At 63.1% G+C, this 22777-nt stretch carries 26 protein-coding genes and 1 tRNA gene; 11 read left to right on the plus strand and 16 right to left on the minus strand.

Annotated features, from left to right (window positions below; translation table 11 throughout):
- Positions 1-68: 68 nt before the first annotated feature.
- The 3 genes from DSM104443_RS08990 to DSM104443_RS09000 are packed head-to-tail and all read right to left on the minus strand — an operon-like array spanning position 69 to position 2905.
- Positions 69-1040, minus strand: a complete 972-nt coding sequence (locus DSM104443_RS08990; RefSeq protein WP_171091432.1) for a TAXI family TRAP transporter solute-binding subunit — start codon at positions 1038-1040, stop codon at positions 69-71.
- Between the two features lie 14 nt (positions 1041-1054).
- Positions 1055-2395: an aspartate aminotransferase family protein gene (locus tag DSM104443_RS08995; RefSeq protein ID WP_171091434.1), complete on the minus strand. Its 1341-nt coding sequence runs from the start codon at positions 2393-2395 to the stop codon at positions 1055-1057.
- Between the two features lie 48 nt (positions 2396-2443).
- The gene (locus tag DSM104443_RS09000) at positions 2444-2905 is read right to left on the minus strand and encodes a hypothetical protein (RefSeq protein WP_171091436.1); all 462 of its coding nucleotides are present in this window, start codon (positions 2903-2905) and stop codon (positions 2444-2446) included.
- A 136-nt stretch (positions 2906-3041) separates the two neighbouring features.
- On the opposite strand from DSM104443_RS09000, the gene DSM104443_RS09005 reads away from it, so the two are divergent.
- Together DSM104443_RS09005 and DSM104443_RS09010 are read left to right on the plus strand one after the other, a co-directional pair.
- The gene (locus tag DSM104443_RS09005; protein WP_171091437.1) at positions 3042-3383 is read left to right on the plus strand and encodes an FKBP-type peptidyl-prolyl cis-trans isomerase; all 342 of its coding nucleotides are present in this window, start codon (positions 3042-3044) and stop codon (positions 3381-3383) included.
- Between the two features lie 5 nt (positions 3384-3388).
- Positions 3389-4498 (plus strand): hypothetical protein, encoded by a 1110-nt coding sequence (locus DSM104443_RS09010; RefSeq protein ID WP_171091439.1) that lies wholly within the window; start codon positions 3389-3391, stop codon positions 4496-4498.
- On the opposite strand, the gene DSM104443_RS09015 is transcribed toward DSM104443_RS09010, so the two are convergent.
- From DSM104443_RS09015 to DSM104443_RS09025, 3 genes are read right to left on the minus strand one after another with little or no spacing between them, the layout of a single operon-like run.
- A complete protein-coding gene (locus DSM104443_RS09015; RefSeq protein WP_246232742.1) occupies positions 4495-4728 on the minus strand; it encodes a hypothetical protein in 234 nt (77 codons plus the stop codon). The genes DSM104443_RS09010 and DSM104443_RS09015 overlap by 4 nt on opposite strands.
- The gene (locus DSM104443_RS09020) at positions 4725-5408 is read right to left on the minus strand and encodes an endonuclease/exonuclease/phosphatase family protein (RefSeq protein ID WP_171091441.1); all 684 of its coding nucleotides are present in this window, start codon (positions 5406-5408) and stop codon (positions 4725-4727) included. Before DSM104443_RS09020 ends, DSM104443_RS09015 begins: the two co-directional genes overlap by 4 nt.
- On the minus strand, positions 5405-7474 hold the full coding sequence (locus DSM104443_RS09025; RefSeq protein WP_171091443.1) for a VTT domain-containing protein: 2070 nt from the start codon (positions 7472-7474) through the stop codon (positions 5405-5407). The genes DSM104443_RS09020 and DSM104443_RS09025 overlap by 4 nt, the downstream gene beginning before the upstream one ends.
- Positions 7475-7639: 165 nt before the next feature.
- Between DSM104443_RS09025 and DSM104443_RS09030 the strand changes: the two genes are divergently transcribed.
- The 4 genes from DSM104443_RS09030 to DSM104443_RS09045 all read left to right on the plus strand — a co-directional run bounded on the left by DSM104443_RS09030 (position 7640) and on the right by DSM104443_RS09045 (position 9783).
- Positions 7640-7727: transfer RNA gene (locus tag DSM104443_RS09030), tRNA-Ser, on the plus strand.
- 97 nt (positions 7728-7824) lie between these two features.
- Positions 7825-8613, plus strand: coding sequence for a HipA family kinase (locus DSM104443_RS09035; RefSeq protein WP_343034670.1), 789 nt, complete (start codon positions 7825-7827; stop codon positions 8611-8613).
- Positions 8610-9263, plus strand: coding sequence for a DUF3037 domain-containing protein (locus tag DSM104443_RS09040; protein ID WP_171091447.1), 654 nt, complete (start codon positions 8610-8612; stop codon positions 9261-9263). The genes DSM104443_RS09035 and DSM104443_RS09040 overlap by 4 nt, the downstream gene beginning before the upstream one ends.
- A complete protein-coding gene (locus tag DSM104443_RS09045) occupies positions 9256-9783 on the plus strand; it encodes a hypothetical protein (RefSeq protein ID WP_171091449.1) in 528 nt (175 codons plus the stop codon). Before DSM104443_RS09040 ends, DSM104443_RS09045 begins: the two co-directional genes overlap by 8 nt.
- Positions 9784-9798: 15 nt before the next feature.
- On the opposite strand, the gene DSM104443_RS09050 is transcribed toward DSM104443_RS09045, so the two are convergent.
- A complete protein-coding gene (locus DSM104443_RS09050) occupies positions 9799-10155 on the minus strand; it encodes a GNAT family N-acetyltransferase (protein WP_171091451.1) in 357 nt (118 codons plus the stop codon).
- A gap of 638 nt (positions 10156-10793) precedes the next feature.
- Here DSM104443_RS09050 and DSM104443_RS09055 point away from each other — a divergent pair.
- The 3 genes from DSM104443_RS09055 to DSM104443_RS09065 all read left to right on the plus strand — a co-directional run bounded on the left by DSM104443_RS09055 (position 10794) and on the right by DSM104443_RS09065 (position 14653).
- Positions 10794-11747: a hypothetical protein gene (locus tag DSM104443_RS09055; RefSeq protein ID WP_171091454.1), complete on the plus strand. Its 954-nt coding sequence runs from the start codon at positions 10794-10796 to the stop codon at positions 11745-11747.
- A 402-nt stretch (positions 11748-12149) separates the two neighbouring features.
- Positions 12150-12992 (plus strand): alpha/beta hydrolase, encoded by an 843-nt coding sequence (locus tag DSM104443_RS09060; protein ID WP_246232909.1) that lies wholly within the window; start codon positions 12150-12152, stop codon positions 12990-12992.
- 281 nt (positions 12993-13273) lie between these two features.
- A complete protein-coding gene (locus DSM104443_RS09065; RefSeq protein WP_171091458.1) occupies positions 13274-14653 on the plus strand; it encodes an alpha/beta hydrolase in 1380 nt (459 codons plus the stop codon).
- A 117-nt stretch (positions 14654-14770) separates the two neighbouring features.
- Here the strand turns inward: DSM104443_RS09065 and DSM104443_RS22165 are convergent, their stop codons facing one another.
- The 9 genes from DSM104443_RS22165 to DSM104443_RS09105 form a co-directional block, all read right to left on the minus strand.
- Entirely contained in the window at positions 14771-15127 is a 357-nt protein-coding gene (locus DSM104443_RS22165) for a Rap1a/Tai family immunity protein (protein ID WP_425509623.1), read from the minus strand.
- Positions 15128-15402: 275 nt separating this feature from the next.
- Positions 15403-16356, minus strand: a complete 954-nt coding sequence (locus tag DSM104443_RS09075) for a diguanylate cyclase domain-containing protein (RefSeq protein WP_171091467.1) — start codon at positions 16354-16356, stop codon at positions 15403-15405.
- Positions 16357-16445: 89 nt separating this feature from the next.
- The gene (locus tag DSM104443_RS09080) at positions 16446-16757 is read right to left on the minus strand and encodes a hypothetical protein (protein ID WP_171091469.1); all 312 of its coding nucleotides are present in this window, start codon (positions 16755-16757) and stop codon (positions 16446-16448) included.
- Positions 16758-17029: 272 nt separating this feature from the next.
- Positions 17030-17629, minus strand: a complete 600-nt coding sequence (locus tag DSM104443_RS09085) for a DUF6036 family nucleotidyltransferase (protein WP_171091471.1) — start codon at positions 17627-17629, stop codon at positions 17030-17032.
- Entirely contained in the window at positions 17626-18141 is a 516-nt protein-coding gene (locus DSM104443_RS09090) for a hypothetical protein (RefSeq protein WP_171091473.1), read from the minus strand. Before DSM104443_RS09090 ends, DSM104443_RS09085 begins: the two co-directional genes overlap by 4 nt.
- A 24-nt stretch (positions 18142-18165) precedes the next feature.
- Positions 18166-18828 carry an aquaporin gene (locus DSM104443_RS09095; protein ID WP_212757056.1) on the minus strand — a complete coding sequence of 221 codons (663 nt, stop codon included), beginning with the start codon at positions 18826-18828 and terminating at the stop codon, positions 18166-18168.
- A gap of 20 nt (positions 18829-18848) precedes the next feature.
- Positions 18849-19343, minus strand: coding sequence for an arsenate reductase ArsC (locus DSM104443_RS21765; RefSeq protein WP_212757058.1), 495 nt, complete (start codon positions 19341-19343; stop codon positions 18849-18851).
- Positions 19340-19765, minus strand: coding sequence for an ArsI/CadI family heavy metal resistance metalloenzyme (locus tag DSM104443_RS21770; protein WP_212757060.1), 426 nt, complete (start codon positions 19763-19765; stop codon positions 19340-19342). Before DSM104443_RS21770 ends, DSM104443_RS21765 begins: the two co-directional genes overlap by 4 nt.
- Complete coding sequence (locus DSM104443_RS09105; protein WP_171096342.1) at positions 19762-20118, minus strand: ArsR/SmtB family transcription factor; 357 nt, start codon at positions 20116-20118, stop codon at positions 19762-19764. The genes DSM104443_RS21770 and DSM104443_RS09105 overlap by 4 nt, the downstream gene beginning before the upstream one ends.
- Before the next feature lie 144 nt (positions 20119-20262).
- On the opposite strand from DSM104443_RS09105, the gene DSM104443_RS09110 reads away from it, so the two are divergent.
- Positions 20263-21204 (plus strand): hypothetical protein, encoded by a 942-nt coding sequence (locus tag DSM104443_RS09110; protein WP_171091480.1) that lies wholly within the window; start codon positions 20263-20265, stop codon positions 21202-21204.
- 1 nt (position 21205) lies between these two features.
- A complete protein-coding gene (locus DSM104443_RS09115) occupies positions 21206-22777 on the plus strand; it encodes a hypothetical protein (RefSeq protein ID WP_171091482.1) in 1572 nt (523 codons plus the stop codon).

Consider the following 22777-nt stretch of genomic DNA (forward strand, 5'->3'; position numbering starts at 1 on the left):
GAAATCAATAAAGGGGTCAGACCACTTTATTCGCGTGAATAAAGTGGTCTGACCCCTTTATTGAGGTGTTACTTGATCCAGCCTTTTTCTTTGTAGTACTTGGCGGCGCCCGGATGCAGCGGGGCCGACAGGCCGTTCTTCACCATCTCCTCGGGCTTCAGGTTCGCGAGGGCCGGGTGGAGTTTCTTGAATTCCTCGAAGTTGTCGAAGACCGCCTTCACGACCGCGTACACCTGCTCATCCGGAACCTTGGCGGAGGTGACGAGCGTGGCGAGCACGCCGTAGGTCTTCGTCTCCTGCGGGTTGTTCGGATACAGGCCCGCGGGGATCGTGGCGTAGGCGTAGTAGGGCTTCTCGGCAACGAGCTTGTCCACGGCCGGGCCGGTGACGGACACGAGCTTCGCGCCGCAGGAGGTCGTCGGGTCCTGGATGTTCGCGGACGGGTGGCCCACGCCGTAGAAGAAGCCGTCGATCTTGCCGTCGCAGAGCGCCGCGCCGTGCTCGTCGGCCTTCAGCTCGGAGGCGAGCGAGAAGTCTGTGAGCTTCCAGCCCATCGCGGCGATCAGCTCTTCCAGCGAGGCCCGCGTGCCGGAGCCCGGGTTGCCGACGTTGAACTTCTTGCCCTTGAAGTCGGCCAACGACTTGGCGTTCACTTCCTTGCGGGCGAGCACCGTGAACGGCTCCGGGTGCAGGCTCATGATCGAGCGCAGGTCGCCGAAGGCGCCGTCCTTGAACTGCGCGATGCCCTTCACCGCGTTGTATGCGACGTCGGACTGCGTCGTGCCCATGTCGAGCTCGCCGGCCTTGATGGTGTTCACGTTGAACACCGAGCCGCCCGTGGATTCGACCGAGCAGCGGATGCCGTGCTTCGCGCGGTCCTTGTTCACGAGGCGGCAGATCGCGCCGCCCGCGGCGTAGTACACGCCGGTGACGCCGCCCGTGCCGATGGTGATGAATTTCTGCTGAGCCGACGCATCGGGCATCACGAACGCAGCGCCGAGCGCGGCGCAAAGCGCCAGGGTCTTGATGGGGTTTTTCATTGGACTGCTCCTAGTTAGGCCGCGTGCTTCAGGGCATGCGTGCCGGTCTCGATGGCCCGGGCGAGCTTGTCGACGATCTCGTCGATTTGCGCCTCGGTGCAGATGAAGGGCGGGGCGAGCAACACGTGGTCGCCGGTCACGCCGTCGATGGTGCCGCCCATGGGGTAGCAGAGCAGGCCCTGGTTCATGGCCTCGCTCTTCACTTTCGCATGGAGCTTCAACGCGGGGTCGAAAGGCTTCTTCGTGGCGCGGTCGGCCACCAGTTCGACGCCGCGGAAGAGGCCGCGGCCGCGAAGGTCTCCCACGTACGGACTGTTGATGAAGGTCTCGTGCAGGCGCTTCTCGAGGTACGCGCCGAGCGACTGCACCTGCTCGATCAGCTTGTCGCGTGCGAAGACCTTTTGCACAGCGAGCGCAGCGGCACACGCCGTGGCGTGCCCTATATAGGTATGTCCGTGCTGGAACATGCCGGTGCCCTTGCGGAAGGCTTCGACGATGCGCGAGGACGCGAGCACGGCGCCGATGGGCTGGTAGCCGCCGCCGAGGCCCTTCGCGATCGCCATCAGGTCCGGGCGCACGCCTTCCTGGTCCACCGCGTGGAGCGAGCCGGTGCGGCCCATGCCGCACATCACCTCGTCCGCGATGAAGAGGATGCCGTAGCGATCGCAGATCTGGCGCACGCGCTTGAAGTACCCCGGCGTGGCCGTCACCGCACCAAGCGTGGCGCCCACGACGGGCTCCGCGATGAACGCGATGATCTTGCGCGGCCCGATGCGCTGGATCTCGCCTTCGAGCTCGTCACCCAGGCGCTGGCTGTATTGCTCCGGCGTCTCGCCATCGCGGCGGTCCCGATATTCGTAGCAGGGCGACACGCGGCCGACATCGATGAGGATCGGCGCGAATTGCTTCCGCCGCCACTCGTTGCCGCCGACGGCGAGCGCTCCCAGCGTGTTGCCGTGATAGCTCTGCCGGCGTGCGATGAAGATGGAGCGCTCCGGTTCACCCGTCTCGACGTAGTACTGGCGCGCCATCTTGAGCGCGGCCTCGATCGCCTCCGAGCCGCCGGAGACGAAGTACACGTGGCCGATGCCGGGCGGGGCTTTCGCGATCAACGTGTCCGCGAGTTCCTCGGCGACATCCGTGGTGAAGAAGCTGGTGTGCGCGTACGCGACCTTGTCGATCTGCGCGTGCATCGCGGCCAGCACATCCGGGTGTCCGTGGCCGAGGCACGAGACCGCCGCGCCGCCGGAGCCGTCGATGTATTGCTTCCCCTCACGATCCGTGAGATAGACCCCCTGCGCGGAGACGGCGAATGGCAGGGTGCCGCGAAGGCTGCGGTGGATGATTTTGCTCATGGAGAAACTCAAGCATAACCCGCCCGCGCAAGATATGTGAAAGGTTGCCTAGCTGTTCGGTTTGGAACGCGCCTTCGGGGCTTCGCCCGGCCCGATCGTCCCGAGGCCGTCCGTTCGCGGCAGCGACCACGGGCCGATCTCGGGGATCTCGAGGCCCAACGATCTCAGGTATCGCTTGGCCTCCTCGGTCGCCGGGTCCATGGGACGAAAGCCACTCAGGAAACGAATGTCCACCGCACTCTGGCCGTTGGTCCAGAGGGAGGACTCCGGAATGTCGTCCTCCGGCCAGGGCTCCATCAACTTCGACCACGCGAGGTCGCCCATGAGCTTGATACCGACCGTTGCCATTGCCGCGGCACGAAAGGCCGCATCGACCGCCCAGTTCGTTGCGATCGGGCCGCGGAAGTCGCTTCCGAGGCCAGTCAGCATCCGGGCGATCTCGGCTTCCACGCGCTGCTTCTCGACATCGGTCAACCGCTCGTCGTAGTGCGCCCCGAGCATGACGAGCACCGCCGCATTGAAGGTGCGATCTTGCCTCCGCTTGCGAGAGCTATTGAAGGGCCACATGCCGAATCCATTGTAGCCGCGGCGCCGCGCGTTCCGCGCGTATCATGGCGCGTGAAAAATCACGTTCCGGGAGTTTGAGATGGCAGACCTGATCAAGACCGACACCACCGTGGGCACCGGCGCCGAAGCCAGCTCCGGTCCTATTTCCGTTCACTACACGGGATGGCTGCACGATCCGTCGAAGCCCGACGGCAAGGGCAGCAAGTTCGACAGCTCCGTGGATCGCGGCCAGCCGTTCGGCTTCCACCTCGGCGGCGGGCAGGTGATCCGGGGTTGGGACGAAGGCGTGAAGGGCATGAAGGTCGGCGGCAAGCGGACCCTCATCATTCCGCCTGAGATGGGCTATGGCGCGCGCGGCGCGGGCGGTGTGATTCCTCCGAACGCCACGCTGGTGTTCGACGTGGAACTGCTGAAAGCCTGACGGCCGTGGGCTCGCCGGCCTCCCGCAAGAGCGGGCTCATCATCGCGGTCGTCGTCGTGGCCGCGGCGATCGCCCTGGGTGTCGTCATCTATCGGGGCGGCGCTGCCGGCAACCGCCCCGACGCTGCGTCTTCTGGGGCATCGAGCCCCGGGAGCGTTTCGGGCCGCAACGGCAAGCTCTCGACGGATGCCGTGCTTTCGATCGCCCCGGGCACCGGCGCGAAGCAAGCGCCCAAGCGAGTGCTGAGCCCCACGCTGCAGGAATACGCGAACGCCAAGTCGTACGGCGCGCTTTACCAGCGCATCAATGCCTCGACCACGCGCACGCCGGAAGAGCAGTGGATGCTGGCGCAGATGCTCGAGCGCTGTGCGAAGAGCAAGGAGCGGCCGCGCGAAGGTCCGCGCTGGGCGCTCGGCGGCGATGATGCAAAGGCGCGCTTTGCCGCGTCGCTCTCGCCCAAGGATCCGGATCGCGAGAAGCGCCTCGCTGCCTTCGAGCAGATCAACAGCGACCTTTGCTCGGGCGTGGGCGACGTGGAAGTAACCGACGCGGAGATCGACAAGCTCTACGAGCTGGGCGCCGCCGGTGGCGATCCCAAGGCGAGGGCCGGCCAGGTTCGGCGCGACCTCATGCGCCAAGGGCAAGGTCCCGACGGCAAGTACCGATTCGATCCCACGAAGATGCCGACCATCACGGACACGCAGGTCGATACGTTGAAGCAGAGTTTCGCTTCAGGCGATCCGTATGCGATGCAGGCTGCAGTCTCCACGTTCGGCTTCCCGATGCAGAACCTGAGCCTCCGGGTTGGCGCTGACGAGCTGCCGATCAATGCCAACGCTCTCTACAACGCGGCCACGCTCGCGGCCTGCGACTATGGCTATCCCTGTGGTCCGGATTCGCGGCAGCTGCTGCAAGCGTGCGCAATGCAGGGCCAGTGCGGCGCGACGGACTACCGCGAGTACGTCTTCTTCTACGGGAGCTCGCCGGCGACCTCGCAGCTCATCGGTGCTTACAACGTCGCGCTCGCCAACGCGGCTCGCACCGGCGACTGGAGCTACTTCACGTTTCACCGCGGCCCGCCGCCCAACATCGCCGGCTACTCGACGCGGCCCTAGCTCGTCTTCGCCGTGCCGCGGATGTTCATCGCGGCGAGCGCGAACTGCAGCACCACGAGCGCGATCGCGCCCGCGTAGAAGCCCCACACGACCCACAGCACGTTGCTGCCCAGGAAGGTCCAGAAGCCCACGTTGCGGCGGCGCTTGTCGTTGGAGCCGACCAGCCACGCGGCGGCGATCGTCGCGACCATCGCCGGCCATTGGATCGCATCGAGCCAGTCGATGCTCATCCGAGGTCGAGCGTGGCGACGATCGGCAGGTGGTCGGAAGCCTGGCGGGCGAGGGCGCTGCGGTGAACGGCGAGCTTCTTGAGGATGCCCTTCGGGCTCGCGTAGATGCGGTCGAGCGCGAACACGGGCCGGCCCGCAGGGAACGTCGGCGGGGCGGGCAGCTCGTCGAAGTACTTGCGCAGGCGCATCAGCGGACGACCCCACAGGTACCACTCATTGAGATCGCCGAGCAGGATCTCGTGGTCGAGCTTGGTCTCGGTGAAGAGCGTCAGGAGCCGCTCCACCTGCGCCCGCCGTTCGGCCGGCCGCAATCCGAGGTGCGTCGCGACGACGTGCAGGCGATGACCGTTATAGGGAATGTTGGCCGCGATCGCCCCGCGCGGCTCGCGGCGCGACCACGTGAGGTCCAGCAACTGGAACGACGTGGCGGGCCAGCGCGAGAGCATGAGGTTCCCGTAGTGGCGGCTCGCCTGCATCAGCGTCTTGCCCGCGATGGGCGTGAGCCCCGTCTCCCCGGCGAGCCAATCGAACATGTCCACGCCGTTGCGGCCCGACTCCACTTCCTGCAGCGCGATGATGTCCGGATCGATCTCGCGGATCACGTCGCGGATGCGCTCCGGTGCGTGCTGCCGGTCGCGCCCGACGGCGCCGTGCACGTTGTACGAAGCGATGCGGATCAAGCGGGCCGCCGCGCTTTCTCGCGCAGCAGCCACCGTTGGCCCGCGAAGGCGATGCCCGCGAAGACCGCGATCGCCGCGCCCACGATCCAGTAGTTCGGATGCGCACCGTTGCGCAGCGCGTCCAGCACCTGGTCGCCCAGCACCGCGGTCGCAATGAGGCCCGGCAACATGCCTGCCGCGGTGCCTATCAGGAAATCACGTGCCTTCACGCGGATCGCGCCCGCGATGATGCTGACGACTTGAAAGGGCGCGATGGGCACCAGGCGGACGAGGGTCATCGCCACGAGGCCGCGGCGCTGCAGGAAGTGTGTGACGCGCTCCATCCGCGGCCCGACGAAGCGATGCACCCGGTCGCGATCGAACGCGCGGCCGAGGAAGTACCCGACCATCGCCGCGAAGAGGATGCCGGAGATCGAAAGCAGCGCCCCGACCTTGGCACCGAAGGCCACGACGGAGGCGAGCGTAATGAGCGGCCGCGGGAACATCACGAAGCTGGCCGGCGTGTACGCAATGAAGATGAGCGGCGCCATCCACCAGTAGTCCGAGGCCCGGTCGGCCCAGTCTGCGACGGACTGCGGCGTCACGATGTCCTTCAGCGGCGTGTAGCGCCACGCCAGCGTGAGCGCGACCACGGCGAGGATCACGCCCGCGATGGGGATGATCTTCCGGCTCACGGCTTTCGTATCCCGCGGCGCGAATTCTCCGACCAGCTTGTCGAGCGAGATCGGCTTCTCGGGGTCGGCGAAGCTCGCGATCGCCTGCGAGACGCCCTCCGAGACTTCCTTGTCCTCGAGGCGGCGCATGCCGCGCTGGTCGCTGGAGAGCGCTTCCACCACGGCCGCGATGGAGCCGCGCTGCTCGAGCTCGCGCTCCACGGTCTCGATGTCGCTGTCGCAATGCTCGGCGAGCAGCGTGTCGCGCGCGGTGCGGATGGCCTTGCGGACATCGTCGCGTCCCTCGGCGTGGATCACGAGGTCGCACTCGGTATCGAGGCCCATGGAACGGTTGGAGAGGTTCGCCGATCCCACCCGCAGCCATTCGTCGTCGGCGATCATCACCTTCGAGTGCAGGTCCACGCACGTGCCTTCCTCGAGGCCGCAAATGTCCGGATAGAAGGCGTGGAAGCGGCCGTGCTTGTCGCGCTGGCGCAGGTCTTTCACGATGTGCGTGCGCAGCAGGTGCATCGTCACTTCCTCGAGCCAGCCGTGCGAGAGCTTGCGGGTCACGAGCACGATCTCGGGGCCGTCGGGCTCGTCGAGCCGTGCGCCCAGCGCCTTGCCGATCGCCTCCGACGTGAAGTACTGGTTCTCGAGGTAGATGTAGTCCTTGGCCTTGGCGATCATGTCGAGGTAGAGCTTCTCGACGTCGCGGATTTCCTTCTCGCCTTCCTGTTCCGGATACGTGCAGGCAACGCCCACGTTCACGTCGGTGAACTGCGGCTCGATGTGCTCCGGCCACGGATCCTGCGTGGTGGGGAAGGTGCGGATCGTCTCGCCGGTCGCGAAGCGCCAACGCTGCCGGGCCACGCGTGCCACGGCCGAAGCGGCCTCGCCGTCGACCAGCATCATCACGTCATGGAAGGGCGGGTAGCCGTTGCCGTCGCAGCAGCGGCGGGAATCCTTGGGCTTGTGGTCGTGCGTGTCCCAGCGCTTCGAGGTGATGTCCAGGCCGCCGACGAACGCGATCTTGTCGTCGATCACCAGGATCTTCTGGTGGTGCGAGCCCGCGAAGGGGTGGGTGTCGTCGTAGCGGAACTGGACGTGACGATGCGGCTTCCAGCTCAGGCCGTAGGTCGGCGGGAATTCCCGGTCGGTGCCGAACACCATCGGGTAATCCCAGTCGAGGATGCGGATGCGAAGGCGCCGGCGCTTGCGTGCAAGCTGGTTCAGGAACTCCCCGATCGGCTTGGAGCCTTTGCCGCTCTCGTCGTACTCGAGGAAAGTGCGACTGTCGAAGTCCCACGCTAGGAGAAGGATGGATCGCTCGGCCTTCTCCATGGCCGCCGCCGCGGCCTCGAAGTAGTTTTCCCCGTCGACGACCATCGACGCGCGCGACGCGCGGCCCACCGACCGGCAATTTGTGCCGGGCTGGCAAACGATTCCCGCCTGAGTGTGCCTGTCCATGAGTGCAAATATGGCCCGGGAGGGCTGCGCCCCCGCCTCAGCCGATGCCTAAAGCTGTGTCAGACGTGTCCGATCAGCTATAATTGCGGGCTGTTTTCGCGTGTCACCGGAGAGGTGGCAGAGTGGTCGATCGCGCCAGACTCGAAATCTGGTTTACGGCAACGTAACGTGGGTTCGAATCCCACCCTCTCCGCCAGATCCTTGCCCTATTGATATGTTTATAAAGAACAATTGTCGATAGTGGCAGCGGCAACCCACAAAACCGCCCTCAATTCCAGACGCGCACCCCACACATGCTCCCCGTTCTGCGGGCGACTCGCTATGACGGTAGGTTGAAGGTGGGGAAGACTAGACCCATCTTGATTTCAGCTACGGCTGAAGATGGCTCTGAGCACGACGTTGTGGTGAAATTTGCTCACAGGATGGAGCGGGGCTGGCCCGGGATTCTGGCCGAGGCCATGGCAGCGATGCTCGCTCGGGATCTTGGAATGGGCGTCCCTACGCCATTTGCGATTCGAATCAGCGAAGCGTTCGTAAGCTCTATAGTGGAGCCGGAAGCGGCCGAAGACTTCATGAAGGCCATGCCGGTAACCTTCGGGACTGAATTGCTGGTCGGAATGAATGCGATTTCTACGGACACGCCGTTCTCTGATGCCTTGATTGCCCAGGCTGGCGACGCCTTTGCTTTCGATGTCGCCTTGGACAATACCGACAGGCGCCTTGAGAACCCCAATTGCCTATGTGACGGTAAGCGGATGGTCCTTCTGGACCACGAACTTACGTTCTTCTTTGGCACGCTCTTCTGGCAGGAGCCATGGAACGTCGGGGCACTGGAGACGTGGAAGGCGGGTGTCCCGCACCTCTTCTATTCTAGGATTCGCGGGAAGAACCTCAGCTTCACTCGCTTAAGCACGGCGCTAGGGGGCGTGACTCCGCAGCAGTGCGACGCATACGTTGCGGCGCTGCCGGATGAGTGGCGTGCCGACTTTTACGAGGAGGCGCAGGAAATGGCTGACTACATTAAGGCGCTGGTTGCAAATGCCCCAGCGGTAATCACCGAAGTAAGGAGGGTGTTGGCATGAGCGAGATCCAGTACACCTACGTACCTCTTCGATACGTTCACGACATGACCACGAGGGAGTTCGTAAATGTGGGCGTGGTCGTCCATTCGGCATCGGCCCGATTTGTCGGCGCCATGTGTGCCGTGACGTTCCCACGAGTTCTTGCCATGTTCCCCAACGTGGACCCTGGCCATCTGCAGCACATGCTGAGCCACATCCAAGCCCAAGTGGAGATCCTCAACAGTCGAGTCAAGCTTGACCCTCAGGGCAAGTCTTTTCGGCGGATTGAGGAGTTGGTCACCTCCGTTCTCCCGCGAGACGAGAGTTCACTGCAATGGGGTGAGGCCGGGGCCGGCATTACTGATGATCCCAGGAAGGCCCTCGCGAAACTCTTTGAGCGACTGGTGACCAAGTACGAATCACGAGTTGCCGGCGCGAGCACGCATGTGGTGAGTGACTCGACAACTGCGTTCGTGTTGATGGATAGCCATAAGAGTTGGACAAAGGCCCGACTCCTACGAACCGGCGGTGGCATGTACCCCGAACGAATCACGGGTGGGGGCGCCATTGCGGCGGGGTGTTTAGTGGTCTCGCGCTCGGCGATGAAGGGGGATCATGCTCGAGCACTCGAGAATCATTCCAACAAGCTAGGAGATGTTGTAAGTGGCTGAGACCAAACTTGTTCAGGGCATCGTTCAAATCGGCCTGAACGCGGTTCAGACAAGGCATACGCGGGTTAATGAGGTGCACGTCACCGCTAATCCGCTGTTTGAGGCAGCGCAGCCGGGTGCTGCGCTTTTGCTCCCGGAAGGCATCTCGATGGGCATAGAGACCGCCTTCGGCAGGATCGAGCAAGCGGGCAACCCAGTCTTCGTTGGGAAGCTAACGCTTGAACTTGGCGATCAAGGGGAGCGGCAGAAGCTGACGCCCTATAATTTTAGGGTGATCGCCGAGGGGCTGTTCGAGGTTGTGTTGGTAGCCCCTGAAGTTAATCTGGAGCAGTTCGTCGCGCTTCACGGGGGTTCAGCGTTGATGTCAGTTGCGCGTGAGACTGTAGCAACCATCACGGCGCGGTCGGTCCACGGTCCGATGTTCATCCCGAGCGTGATCTTTGCGAAGCCTGGTCTTTTCTCGGTTAACCCGAGCGGGGTTTTGGCCACGGAGCCCGCGCCAAAGTCTGAGAAGGCGTAATTCTTCGCCGGGGCCTCAGATCCGTTTCCGAATGAGCCCAGTGCTTTCGTTCACGTCGAAGCCCGTTCGTCGGTACCACCCGGGCAGCGTCCCTTGTGCACGCTGCATCTCTCCCCAAAGTTCGACGATCCCCCTCCGCCGCAGCTCCAGAACGACCTGATCTAGTAGGTAGGCGCCCGCGCCGCGACCGCGATAGTCAACACGCACTCCAAGGAAACGCGCTGGCCGGAACGGATGGATCCCGTCCTCCACGAGTACGATGTCGAAAAGCCGCGCGCGTCCGTCCTCGACGCCCACGTTGGCGTGACCGATCGGAATTGCTGCCCAAAGCAACCACGCTCTGATGTTCACCTCGTCCGCGTCGAACTCCACGCGGAGGTCTCGATGGCCGAGCTTCCTTGGGACTCTCACTCGAATACGCAATGCCACTCCTGCACGTAGGCTGCGCCGTCGATCGATTCAAATCCCCGCAGCATCATGCCGCGGTCGGTGAGCGCAGCTAGAACCGGCTCGTAAAGCGGTGGAACTATGTGGGCATTTTCCGGCCCCGATTTGCGGAGAGTGGCTGCAGTGATGCTCTCGTACCCGCCCGGTTGAGTCTGTATCCCTATAGTCCCGGTGTGCCCCTCACCCCCGATGGGCCCTCTCGCGATCGGCTTCCTTCCTCGATCTCTCATCCTGTAGACGCGAATCGGCATGGGCGGAATCGTAGCGGCTGCTGCGCCAGTTGCTGCAAGTCGCCCGTGAGTGTGGGTATCTCGCCTCTCTATCGGTGGTGAATCGCCTGATATCCACAATCACTGAAATCGAAAGAATCTTCAGAGAGTACTGTCTTGCGCGTTGGGGAGGGGCGGTGGAGGATTCCGCGATGGACGTCCACCTCCAAGCCCGAATGCACCGGACGCACGGTCGGCCCATAGCGCCCTAGCTCTTCGAGCTAGGATGCTCGTGGAGGCTGGCGCCTTGGCGATTGCCCAAGGTCATCGCGTTATCGACGTGCGTGAGGAGTGATGATGGCGACAAGCGGAGCAGCCACAAAGGCTGACGATCTAGGTCCGATTCAGATCCACAACTACTGCGCATGCTTCATCGACCTTCTGGGCCAACGCGACGCACTCGCGAAAGAGAGCCTGGTCCCGAAATTCGCTACCCCAGAAGACGAGGCGAATTTCATCGCCACAGTTCGGAAGACCGTTGGAGCCCTCTACGTACTCCAGGATCGAGCGTCGGTCATGCTCCAGACGGCGCACGATTTACAGAGATCTTTGGATTCACCGTTGCGGGCATCGTTGCCATCGGCCCAACAGGCCGAATGGGATCTAATGTTCCCTACGGACGTTCGCACGCAACGGTGGTCCGATGGGCTCCTGCTCTTTGCCAGCCTAGGCAACGAAAAAATCAAGTGTCACGTGAACGAGGTCTTTGATCTCATCGCGCTTTCAGGCGCCCTAATCATGTTCGGCTTGGCTTCGAAGCGTCCCATTCGTGGGTCGTTGGAGGTCTCTTGGGGAGTCGAGCTTCACGATGGTGAGCTGACAGGCGCAGTGGTGGCACGCGCATACGAGCTCGAAAGCGAGGTCGCCGGATATCCGAGAATTGTCGTTGGCCCACATGCCATGAATTACTTAAGGGCGCACGCAAGCAACGAGGACAAGAGCGTCTTCGCGCGCAATGATCGTGCGCTCGCCCAGCTTTGCCTGAGCATGCTCATACGGGATGAGGACGGAACCGCGATCGTTCACTACCTTGGACAGTCCTTCGCCGACTCAGTTGGCGCCGATTGGGCTGGTGGTCTCTATGATCGTGCTCGGACCTTTGTGCATGAAGAATTAGAGCGGTTCCGCGAGACGTCGAACACTAAGCTTGCATGGCGATACACCCAACTCTATCGATACATCCTTGCCTTCCCGCCGGCGGACGGCGCCGCTCCAACCGCAACGACGGCTCAGAGCGCCGCGACCTGAGCGTGGGCACACTCGCGTCCGAATTGCGACAAGAACTGCAGCGGAGCCCAGCCCAGTGAGACTCGTCTCTCATTCGATAGACGCGGATTGGCATGTCGAGAATGGTAGCTGCTTTGCGTCCATGCAAATTCACTCTCAACAATTTGTGGATATGCTCCGCATTGCGCGTGCCTTAGAGCAAGGTTGTTCCCATGCCAAACCAAGGGGGCGGAAATGAAGATCCAGTTGAGCGCAGTTTCACTGGCTCTCGCCATTGGTGGTTGTGCGACTAGCCCAGGAGGAACGGGCCCTTCGGCACCCGCGATTGTTGATCCGGTCTACACGCGCCCTCAACAACTCGTAGAGATAGAGCCTGGCCGCCGACTCAACCTCTATTGCACTGGGTCGGGCTCTCCGACCGTGATGTTCGATGCGGGACAGACAGCGGAGACGAGCGAGTGGGGTCTGGTGCAGCCGGTGATTGCGGCGAAGACGAGAGCTTGTTCCTATGATCGCGCCGGCGTTGGCTTCAGTGACGGACCGAGGCGCCCGAGCTCGAGCGCGAACATCGTTGATGACTTGCGTCGCCTTCTTGCCGCAGCGGGAGTACCGCCTCCCTACATACTCGTGGGGCATTCCTATGGCGGGATGAACATCAAGCTGTTCGCCTACCAGCATCCGTCCGAAGTCGCTGGCATGGTCTTCGTAGATCCGTCGCATGAGGATCAACGCCTCAGGTACTTGAGGCTGAATCCCAAACAACCTACAGAGCTTGAGAACGATCAGAAGAAGCTCGAACCAATTCTCGCGATGCGTCGCGAGTGCATCGCCGCCGCACCCGCCGGGTTCACTCCCGGAACGGAGCTTTACTCCAAGTGCGTGGGAGAACCTGATTCCCGCTTCAGCGAGGCGATCAACGCCGCGCATCTGAAGTCCTATGAAGCTGTCGGCTATCAGCGGGCCACGATGAGTGAAGAAGAGGCAATCTTCCACGCTAGTGCCCAGCAGTTGCGCGACGCACGGCGCAGTCTGGGGGACATTCCAATCATTGTCCTCACGAGCGACACTCGCGGGCTGGGCAGTCCGGAAAAAGAACCGCCGAACGATCCTCACTTCAGACTGTGGTTCGTACTCCACGACGACGTCGCCGCTCTGTCCACTCGAGGAAGCAACCGACTTGTTCGCCAATCGGGACATCTCGTCCACACCGACCAACCAAAAGCAGTGAGTGATGCGATTCTTGAGGTTCTCAGGCTGACGCGCTAGATCCGCAACAGGCTCCGAGTGATATCGCCTTGCCACAGCTAGCGCGGGGGAGACGCTTCCGAGATGGATGCCCTCCTCACCGCGTAGATGGCATCACAGCTTGATCGCGTCAACAAAATCTTAACTTCCTCTGAACGGCGGATTCCGCAGTTCCGCCGGCGGACGAAGAAGTTGAATTGTTGGGAGGCAATATGCCGAATATTCACCAGACTATTTGGCACGACGAATCGCAGAGTCCCTCGGATAAGAGTTACAACCAACAATGAGAGAGGCGGTGGCGCATGCGCGCAGACCAAGCGGTGTTGCTCGGCCTCATTCTCGCGAGCGGAGTGAGCGGCTGCCTAGTGGGGGACGGCCTTCGACGCCCGAGTCCCGACGAACGTCTGACGGCAATCGCCGAGGCGGATCAGGTGGGGCGAGCCAGAGTTCGGGCCGCTAGGTCTGGCGAGGCGGCATTCATCGAAAACCTTCCACCATTCATGCGCACAGGAGATGAGCCAGATCGTCCGGTTGAGGTTCGCAATTGCGCAACCAACATCAACCAATGCCCCACCGATCGCCCCCCTGGAGCCAAATGCTTTTGCTTCGGTCCGGCAGCGTCGCCCGCCGGGAACCTGGCTTCCTATCTTTCGCCTCTATTGATTGAAGGCAAAGTTTCAAACGATACGTCTGCCATCGCGGGTACTGACCGCACCGTGGGCGTTCTTTTCGCCACCGATCGCAATGTGGTTCCTGGCGATCGCCTCACCTTCGGAGTCGAGCGAGCCAAGATTACATACGGCCTCTGCGAGGTGTCGATTCCCCTTACACACACGCTTGGCCAAGTCGAACGCCCCTCTTGGTGGCCGCTTCGATTTGAAGAGAACGAAAAGTACGACATCGTCATAAAGAACGCGCGCGCGCTTCCAGCCCACGAGTTCTTCAGTCTGATGCGTAGCCGCATTGCTAGCTCAAGTAGGCGCGACACGTTGCTCTTCATCCACGGCTACAACGTTTCCTTCGAGGAAGCTGCCCGCCGAACGGCTCAGATAGCCTACGACCTCGAGTTCAAAGGTGCGGCTGTTTTCTACAGTTGGCCGTCGCAGAGCGCCGCTCTGAAATACACGGTGGATGAGGCAAATGTCGAATGGTCTCAGTCCAATCTACGTGGTTTCCTCGAAGAATATTTGCGTACAAGCGGTGCGGATCGAGTCTTTCTAATCGCGCATAGCATGGGAAGCAGAGCGCTTACTCGCGCTCTGAGGGAGATTTATCTAGTCGATCCCGCGCTTCGATCCAAGGTCACCGAGTTGATTCTGGCGGCCCCCGATATCGACGCGCAGGTGTTTGTCCGCGATATCGCCCCGGTACTCGCAAACGAGATGCGACCAATTACTCTCTACGCCTCTTCAGATGATCGCGCGCTGTGGGCATCGTCTGTCGTTCACGGGACGCCGCGGGCGGGTGACACGAGAAATGGCATCGTCGTTCTGCGTGGTATTGAAACCGTGGATGCCTCGGATGTGGATGTGACGCTTGTTGGTCACTCATACGTTGGCGGAAATCGCTCAGCCCTGTCAGACATCTTCTACCTGATGCGCGACGGCAAGAGGGCAAAGGAACGATTCTCTCTTGAACCCGTGCCGTCGCCGGCTGGACTCTATTGGCGGTTCAAGCGATAGTCGCGCGCCTCGACGGATCGATCTCATGGACGAACTCACACAGTTGGTCGGTCGTAGCGGTGACTCGATCGTCGAAGAAGTCGTGGATTAGGAGGCAACGACTGCTTCACCCCTGGACTACTTCTTGCAAGGGAATGCGTCCATCAATGGAACGGAAACGAGGCCTAGGGCTTGCTCGTTCCAAAGACGCGGGTTGTCATTGATGTACTTAGCCACAATAGCGCTTGCTTGACGAACAGTTACGCCTTGAGGAGTGCAAATCACTATTCCTTCTAAGGCGTCACTTACCCCCATAACGTAGTGCGGGAAAGCCATTGCCCGGCCAAGGTTTGCAGTGGGGTCTGATCGTTCCGCGCGCTCCCACTCGCGAAGACTTTCAATGAGCGACGCGCCCTTGTTGTATCGCGCATGGGTTGCACCGGAGACCGCAACTCCAAACACAATCAGACTTGAGACAAGTAGTCTCATAGACATCCCTCAAGAGTGAACCTCATCGATTGTAGGGCGCTGCGACGAAGCAAGGCTGGCCGTGGACAGACTGACACGCGGGATTCGAGCAGGTCCCAGCGACCCTCTTAGAAGAGGATGAGCTTGGTCCTGGGTGAAAAGTCGTCGCGTTCTGTACCCATTTCTGACGACTCTATCTTAGGCGCCGCTTGGAGCACAGCTGTTGGGAATCGCCGGCTTCAGCGGGTGCCTCAGTAGCGTCGGACGCCGGTTGGGTCTGATCGATCACCACGGCCTCCAGCTCAACTGCCGCCCCAAGGCTCGATGCGGTTTTTCCCCTTACCCTTTGCTAACTGCTTTGCTTCGTTAGCTTCAAGCACCAGATTTTCACTTGGCGAATTGGCGGCGGCATAGGCCACTCCTACAGAGACGGTGACCTTGGTATGGGCCGCTGCGGCGCCAAATGAGAGCTCTGAAATTCCCTTTCGCACGGCGTGTCCGACCTCAATGGCGAAGGTCTGCGTGCAGTTTGGTAGATAGATGGTCATCTCGTCGCCCCCCTCAGCGTAGGCGTGGCCGATACTTCGGACGACTTCCGCCAAGAAGCGGTGGATGACAGGAAGTACTAGCGCATCAACGCGCACCTCTGTGAGGGAGGTGTTGACCGCCTTGAAGTCGTCTATGTCGATATAGAGGACCGCACGCCCGAGCGGTCCGTGCGTGGTCGCAATATCCTCCGCGAGCAACGGTTGAGCATCGAGGATGCCAAATTTCTGCTGTTTGTCTCTGGCGGTCTGCGGTTCGTCCGCGCGCAGGCCAAGAACATACAGTTTGGCATCGCTCTCCAACCGCCTTTTCGCTCCGGCAATCGTGACTTCAAGCATTCCCAACTGCTGCTCCACAAGCCGTGGATTTGAAAGCCCCTTTAGCTGTTCTTTCAACACGCCCTCTATGTCTGTGAAGTAGACGATACTCGACAGCAGGATGAGTAATTGGCTCTCCAGAGATGGCGCGTACCGGATGCGGACTACAGTTAGGACCTCCTTGGCTTCCTGCCATGTGGCGGTGGCACGCGCTCCCGCCACTCGCTTGCATTCCTCAAGAATGAGGACATAGGTTCGACCGGAATTGCCAGTCGCGCTTCCTTGGCGGCGGTGCGCCTCAGCCGCTTGCGCTAGTTCAGCGGTCTGGCTCGAGATTAAGCGGCGCAGTCTTTCCGTGACCTGCTGCTGAACTTCCGGCGACAACGTGGCCATTGGGGGGGCGACGGGACGAGTAGAGAGAGTAGGGTAGCGCCAACCGGTCAATAGCGTTCCCTTGCTGCGAATCGAGATCCACGCCAGGACTACTTCTTGTGCTTGGGAGCCAAATTCGCGTACACCGAGTCCGCATTGAACGAAAGCATCCCCGGTGCTTCGCCATTACTCAAGCGAATCATGGCCTCGTGATTGGGGAAATGCATCGGGATGGAGACTCCGGGCGTGTACTGGCCACTTGTCGTCGCGGTACGTCCTTGAACCGTTGTGGTCCCCTCATAGGTGCCCGGTGCGGTGTAGATGCCCTGCATCGCGCCGCCTTGCGCATTCAAGACCGCAAAGTGGCTGTATCCCCGCGATCGGGCGAGCTCTGCTGCCTTCAACAACACGTACTCCTGCATGGCAGTGGCAGTGGAATGGGGGCGATGCCGTCGGGTTCCCTTAACACCCACCCCCGCCTGCCGCTTTGTACCCCCGGGGGGTCTCGGTATCAAGCGGCGGAGAGATCCGGCCAGGATGTTTGTGGGGTAGGTCGTGGGTTAGGTATGCGTCATTGCTAGCTAGTCCCACCTAATTAACCAGCTAGCAGGGCCAGTGGGCGGACAGGTACTCCGCCAAATTTTGACAACGCCAGCCTTTGAACGGGTTGGCGTTTTTGTTTCTGCGGCACCCGTCACACGCGGGGCTTCCCGGGGCGGGGGGCGTTCTTCGCGATCAGTTTGCAGGCGAGGTCGATCGAGGTCTTGAGCGCGGCGACGTTCCCCACGAAATCGGGCAGCGACTCGAGGGCCCGGGCTCGCACACTTTCGGTCTCGATGAGGCCGATACGGGCGAGCTGCGCGATGTCGGCTTGGTCAGGATCCGCGAAGCGCGCGATTTTCGAGACGGCAAGATCCGTCGGGGAGAGTAGCCGCACTTCGAACTTCGCGGGGTCCACACCGTCGACCTGGAGCGCGATTGAGTCGTCGTGGGCAGCCTGGTGCAGCAAGCCGAAGGCGTCGTTGTACTGGCGATCGAGGTAGAGCGTACGCAAAGTGCCATCCTGATCGCGATAGGCAACCTCGAGCTCCGTCGGCAGTGCCACGCGCCGGGAGAATGCCGCATCGATGTCCGCGCTCACGCGGACACCGGTGTACATGAAGGTCGCGGCCCCTCCTGCGATGTACATCCTTACCGGTTCCTTGAGGGTATCGGGCATTCCCGCAGCGATCCGCGAGACGATCTTCACGAACGCATCGACGTAGCCCTGAGGCAAGGAGCGGGGAATCTTCATGCCGCTACGGCACTCTGCGAGATGCGTTCCTTCAGCATCGGGAGGAAGCGCGAGGGCTTGAGCGGACTCGCATCGAGCCAGCGCTGGTACTCGGCCAGTTCCGTCATGCCGGGATGGAGGGCTTCGGCGACGAGCAGCAATCCTTCGGCATCGAAACCCGGCAGGCCCGAGAGCAGCGTTGCCAGGCCGGCCACGAAGTAGCGGGGACCCTCCGCCATCCACTTGGCGAGGTCGAGATCGCGCGAAGCGCAGAGATCCAGCAGTTGCTCTTCGTGTTTACGGCCAAAGGTCGTCGGCATCTCGCGCTCGCGCTTCGGGCGCAACGCCAGCTCGAGACCGAGCGCCGAGGCGAGGTTGGCGAGGGTCTGCAGGTCGCAATCGCTGCGCTGGGCAAGGCGAGAGAGCGTCTCCGGACGAATGCCTGCCTGCTTGGCCCATTGCTGGCCCGCCACGCCGCGCGTTTGCGCGTGATGGGAGAGCGTGTCGAGCATTGCCGGGAGGACAGGGTGCACGTGATCATCGTGACTCAAATTGACTTATAAGTCAATTTTGTCTGTTTGCGTTGGATAGGCCGGAAACAGGCGATTCGAAACAGCTGTGGCGGCGATCGCGCCCGAGAGTTGCGCGACGATGAATCCGGGAACGTCGTTAGGCCTCACGCCCGCGAACGTGTCAGTCAGGCAGCGCGCGAGCGTCACCGCCGGGTTGGCAAAAGACGTGGACGCGGTGAACCAATAGGCCGCCGCGATATAGGCCGAGATCCACGCGGGCGCCGCGGCGAGCCGTTGCCGCACGCACGCCCACACCACCAGCACCAGGCCGAACGTCGCGACGAATTCGCTCCAGAGCTGGTGCGGTCCCGATCGGGGCTTCGTCGAAAACGCAAAGGGCTCGTCGAACATGAGGTGCGCGGCCACGACGCCTGCCGCCGCCGCGGCGACCTGCACCGCGACGTAGGGCAGCACCTCGTTCCAGGCGAATTCGTGGCGTGCGGCCAGGGAGAGCGTCACCACCGGGTTGAAGTGCGCGCCCGACACGGGGCCCAGGCACGCAATCAGGGCCGCGAGGCCAAAGCCGGTGGCGAGCGCATTCGCGAGCAGGGCGAGCGCGGCGTTCCCGCCCGCGAGGCGCTCGGCCATGATTCCCGAGCCGACGACGATGGCCAGCAGGAACGCGGTGCCGACCGCTTCCGCGGCCAACCGCCGTGCCAACGAAGGCATCACTGCGTGCCGATGTCGTGGAGCTTCGACTGCAACGACAGGTGATCGAGCTTCGCGAGCGGCAGGCTCGTCATCAGTTCGATGCGCCGGCGCAGCGCCAGCGCCGCATCGTGGAATGCCGCGCGCTGTTCCTCGACCGTGCCCTCGACGGCCGCCGGATCGGGCACGCCCCAGTGCGCGCTGGTCGGCTTGCCCGGCCAGATGGGACACACCTCCGTGGCCGCGTTGTCGCAGACCGTGATGATGAAGTCCAGCGGTGGCGCACCGGGTACCGCGAACTCGTCCCAGCTCTTGCTGCGTACGTTCGAGGTCGGGAAGCCCAGCGCGCGCATCGTCTCCAGGCTCATCGGATGCACTTGCCCTTTAGGCTGGCTGCCGGCCGAATGTCCCCGGAAGCGGCCTTTGCCGAGGGCATTCAGCATCACCTCGGCCATGATCGAGCGCGCCGAGTTGCCCGTGCAGAGGAACAGCACGTCGCAGGGCTTCTCGCTCACGCGCAGCAGCGCGCCTTGGGCGCGGGCTTTTCTTCCGCCTTCTTCTCGCCGTCGTAGAAAGGCACGGTCCCGAGGCTGTGGAAGGTTTCCCACGCGACGCCGGCCGGATCGGTGACCCACGCCTTGTCGGAGCGCGCGTAGCAGCACGACACGTTCTCCTCGTTCTTCACGCGGGCCGAAGCCGACTCGAGGCGGGCGCGGATCTCGTCCAGCTCCGAGGCTTCGTCGACCTGGAAGCCGAGGTGGTTGATGCCCGGCTCGGTGCCGCGCTTCGAGATCGCGAAGTTCACGCGCGGATCGTCGAGCATCCATTTCGCGTAGTCGTCCTTCAGCACCGTGGGCTCGGCGCCGAACAGGGTGGAATAAAAACCGATGCCCTTTTGCAGGTCGTTCACGGCCACGTGCACATGGAAACGCTTCATCGTTGCTCCTTTGCGGGACGCTTGGTGGTTCGGAGGGGGCCGCAGCCGGACGGGGCGCAATCGACGCCATCGGCGGCGCAGCAGTTTTCGGTGAGGTAGCCGAGCAGGCCGTTCATCCGCTCGAAGTTCGCGGAGTAGTAGAGGTAGCGCCCGTCCTGCCGGCTCTGGACGAGCCCGGCGTGGGATAGCGCCTTCAGGTGGAAGGAAAGGGTGGCCGGCGAGACCTTGAGGGGGGCGCCGATCTCTCCTACGGAAAGCCCGGTGGGACCGGCCTCGACGAGCTGGCGGTAGATGGCGAGCCGCGATTCCTGGGCGAGGGCGGCGAGGGAGGCGACGACGGTCTTGGCATTCATCATGATTCGATAATACTCGAATTATCGAACCATGCAAGCTCCTCGAACGCCGCGGAACAGGCCTCGCGCTGTAAGCGTCCGCCCTGGGAGGTTTCCGTCGCTGTCCGATAGCCCCGGGGGCCGCGCGGACGAAAGATACGGTCCATGACGCCCTCCTTCCTCGCGATCGCTGCCCTGCTCGGGTTCGTAACCCTCTTCTTCTTCATGGGTCATTCCGGCAGAATCTCGCCCGCGATGCCTGCCAAGGGGCGGTCGAAATCAGGTTCCAACACGACCCCTGGATCGAAGACGAGCGTCGGGTCCCGTACGAACACGGGGTCCCGCACGATCACGAGCCTCAAGTCCCTGGCCGACCCGAACGCCAAGCTCGCCGGAACGTGGCCCCCGAAGAATTCCACGCCGGTCACGCACGAGCCGGATGCCTTCGCGCCCGCGCCCGCCGTCCCGGAACTGGACGCGCTGGTCTGGGAAAGCCCCGTGCCCTCGAGGGGTCCCATCACGTTGACGCGGGAATCCGAGCGTCGCGACGAAACCGTACCGAAGCCCGAAACCACGAGTGGCCTGGACGCCGGCGCACGACGTATCCGCGAGCGTTATCTCGCCGCGCGATTCCCCGGCGTGCTTCGGTCGACCACCGATCTCGCGGACACGGAGCGCATCATCAAGTGCGCGCGCCTGCTTTTCGAAGATGGGTTCGCCTCGCGCGCCGGCGAGCTCCTCGATCTCGTGTCCGAAGAGCATCCGGAAAGCCAGCCGGCGTGGCTCGCGAACCTCGAGATCACTTTCCTCGACCGCAATCCCGAGCGCTACGTTCGCCTCGCGCACGCCTTCTTCCGCGCCCATCCCGAGTCTCCGGATTGGCCCGAGGTCGCGCGACTCGGCCGCCGCGTGGCTCCGATGCACCCGCGCTTCGCCCAATCGAGCGCCGATCAACGCGACGACGAGCACATCGGTCCGTGGCCGCAGATGCCGAACTGGATCCAGGCCAACTGGGACCTGACGGGCGAGCTGGCCGCCAGCGAATTGCGCGCGCGCCTGATCGGAGGCGCGCCGATGGGCAGCCCTTCCCTCCAGAAGGCGGCCTGACATGTCGGTCGCGACGCTTCTCGATACGCTGGCCGATTGCCACGAGGGCGAGCTCACACTGCGCTCGCCCGATCTTCGCGGCCGCATCGCGGCAACACTCGCCTCGCTGGCTCGCGTGCCGGGGCGCGATCTCGCCTCGCGCGGCACCGAGCTCGCCGAAAGCGCGCAGGCGTTCCGCTGCATCCTGAACCGCGACCAGGAGAGCCTGCTAGACAACCCCCTGCAATGGACGAGCGAGGACCGCGAGCTCGCGCACTGGGCGGCGAACGCGACGTGGCGTTGGTGCGCCGCGGCGGCCAGCGCAGCTGATGCCTCCGCCGGCCGCGATTCGGCGGCTGCGCTCATCGGTGCCACGCTTTGCATGGCCGGCGACTCGGTGAAGTGGCATGCCATCGCCTCGATGCCGTGCCCGAATGAATTGATGGCGCGCGCGAGCCGTGCCTTGCGCGTCGCCGAGGCGTTGGGCGTCTCCGAGACCGAGGTCGTGTGCGAAGCCGATGGGGCGACGCTCACCCGGCAGGCCCCGCACCTGTATGCGCGTGCGCTGCTCCTCGGCTACTTCACCTCCGGCAACCTCACGAGGCAACAGGTCGAGATCGCCGATGCGTGGATCAGCCGCTGGTCGCGCGACTACGCCTTGTCCCGCACCGCGCCAGCGTCGGGTACCTCGATGTGGGTCGATGTCTCGAAGGGCCACCGCCTGCGTGCGGGCGACGTCGCCGCGGCCGGCGATGTTCGTTTCCTCGTGCTCGAAGCCTTGCCGCGCCAGCTCGCGATCGTCGAACGGGGTTTCCACGGCGGCCGGATCTTTCCCGGCGCCGGCGTCAGCGTGAAATTCCGCATCGAGGAGCACGTCGCGGTGCTGGATCATCTGCATGCCCTCGTGGAGCAGCTTCGCGGCACGGCGCCGGCGCGTCGCGAGGAGCGCAAGCTGGTCGAGGGCGGCACCGTGGAGGTTTTCGTCGGAGTGCGCGAGATCGCCGCGGGCGCCCGTTTGGCCGGATCCGCCGCTCGCCACCCGTCATCGACGAGCGCCACGTTGCAGCTGGTCGAGGAGGGCGCGCGGCTTCGCGACGCCATCGACTCGCTGCAGGAGATCGAGTTGAAGCGCCGCTGGATGGGACTCGCGGATGTCTCCGAGGGCGGCATCGGCCTGCATGCCCCGCTCGGCGACCAGGAAGACATCGGAGTGGGTGACCTCGTTGCGATTTCCGAGAACGGCAACCTGGCCGTGGGCGAGGTGATGCGCCGCGTTCCCGACGGTACGGCGGGCCTGGTGATCGGCGTCGAGATCCGCACGCGATCCGCGCGTCCCGTGCGCCTGCAGCGCATCGCAGGTCCGGACGGCCGGGGTGTGCGCCAGCTGGATGCCGTTTTCCTTCCCGGCGCCGACGCCTGTGGCCGCGGAGATGCCCTCGTCGTCACGGAAGGCAGCTATGACCCGCGGGCCCGCTATGAGCTCGCGATCGACGAATGCGTGTTCGTGATCGCGCTCAACCGCGTGCGCCGCCAGGGTCGCGGTTGGCTCTCGTGCGGCTTCGAAGTGTTAGATAAAGAACAAAGGGCCGCCTGA

The organism is Usitatibacter rugosus, from assembly GCF_013003965.1.
Taxonomy (GTDB): Bacteria; Pseudomonadota; Gammaproteobacteria; order Burkholderiales; family Usitatibacteraceae; genus Usitatibacter; species Usitatibacter rugosus.

What these genes read in the sequence shown, in the direction of transcription:
- DSM104443_RS08990 (WP_171091432.1), bottom strand. Translation starts at nt 1,040, where the DNA reads ATGAAAAACCCCATCAAGACCCTGGCGCTTTGCGCCGCGCTCGGCGCT.
- DSM104443_RS08995 (WP_171091434.1), bottom strand. Translation starts at nt 2,395, where the DNA reads ATGAGCAAAATCATCCACCGCAGCCTTCGCGGCACCCTGCCATTCGCC.
- DSM104443_RS09005 (WP_171091437.1), top strand. Translation starts at nt 3,042, where the DNA reads ATGGCAGACCTGATCAAGACCGACACCACCGTGGGCACCGGCGCCGAA.
- DSM104443_RS09015 (WP_246232742.1), bottom strand. Translation starts at nt 4,728, where the DNA reads ATGAGCATCGACTGGCTCGATGCGATCCAATGGCCGGCGATGGTCGCG.
- DSM104443_RS09035 (WP_343034670.1), top strand. Translation starts at nt 7,825, where the DNA reads ATGCTCCCCGTTCTGCGGGCGACTCGCTATGACGGTAGGTTGAAGGTG.
- DSM104443_RS09040 (WP_171091447.1), top strand. Translation starts at nt 8,610, where the DNA reads ATGAGCGAGATCCAGTACACCTACGTACCTCTTCGATACGTTCACGAC.
- DSM104443_RS09055 (WP_171091454.1), top strand. Translation starts at nt 10,794, where the DNA reads ATGATGGCGACAAGCGGAGCAGCCACAAAGGCTGACGATCTAGGTCCG.
- DSM104443_RS09060 (WP_246232909.1), top strand. Translation starts at nt 12,150, where the DNA reads ATGTTCGATGCGGGACAGACAGCGGAGACGAGCGAGTGGGGTCTGGTG.
- DSM104443_RS09065 (WP_171091458.1), top strand. Translation starts at nt 13,274, where the DNA reads ATGCGCGCAGACCAAGCGGTGTTGCTCGGCCTCATTCTCGCGAGCGGA.
- DSM104443_RS22165 (WP_425509623.1), bottom strand. Translation starts at nt 15,127, where the DNA reads ATGTCTATGAGACTACTTGTCTCAAGTCTGATTGTGTTTGGAGTTGCG.
- DSM104443_RS09075 (WP_171091467.1), bottom strand. Translation starts at nt 16,356, where the DNA reads ATGGCCACGTTGTCGCCGGAAGTTCAGCAGCAGGTCACGGAAAGACTG.
- DSM104443_RS09080 (WP_171091469.1), bottom strand. Translation starts at nt 16,757, where the DNA reads ATGCAGGAGTACGTGTTGTTGAAGGCAGCAGAGCTCGCCCGATCGCGG.
- DSM104443_RS09085 (WP_171091471.1), bottom strand. Translation starts at nt 17,629, where the DNA reads ATGAAGATTCCCCGCTCCTTGCCTCAGGGCTACGTCGATGCGTTCGTG.
- DSM104443_RS21770 (WP_212757060.1), bottom strand. Translation starts at nt 19,765, where the DNA reads ATGAAGCGTTTCCATGTGCACGTGGCCGTGAACGACCTGCAAAAGGGC.
- DSM104443_RS09105 (WP_171096342.1), bottom strand. Translation starts at nt 20,118, where the DNA reads ATGAATGCCAAGACCGTCGTCGCCTCCCTCGCCGCCCTCGCCCAGGAA.
- DSM104443_RS09110 (WP_171091480.1), top strand. Translation starts at nt 20,263, where the DNA reads ATGACGCCCTCCTTCCTCGCGATCGCTGCCCTGCTCGGGTTCGTAACC.
- DSM104443_RS09115 (WP_171091482.1), top strand. Translation starts at nt 21,206, where the DNA reads ATGTCGGTCGCGACGCTTCTCGATACGCTGGCCGATTGCCACGAGGGC.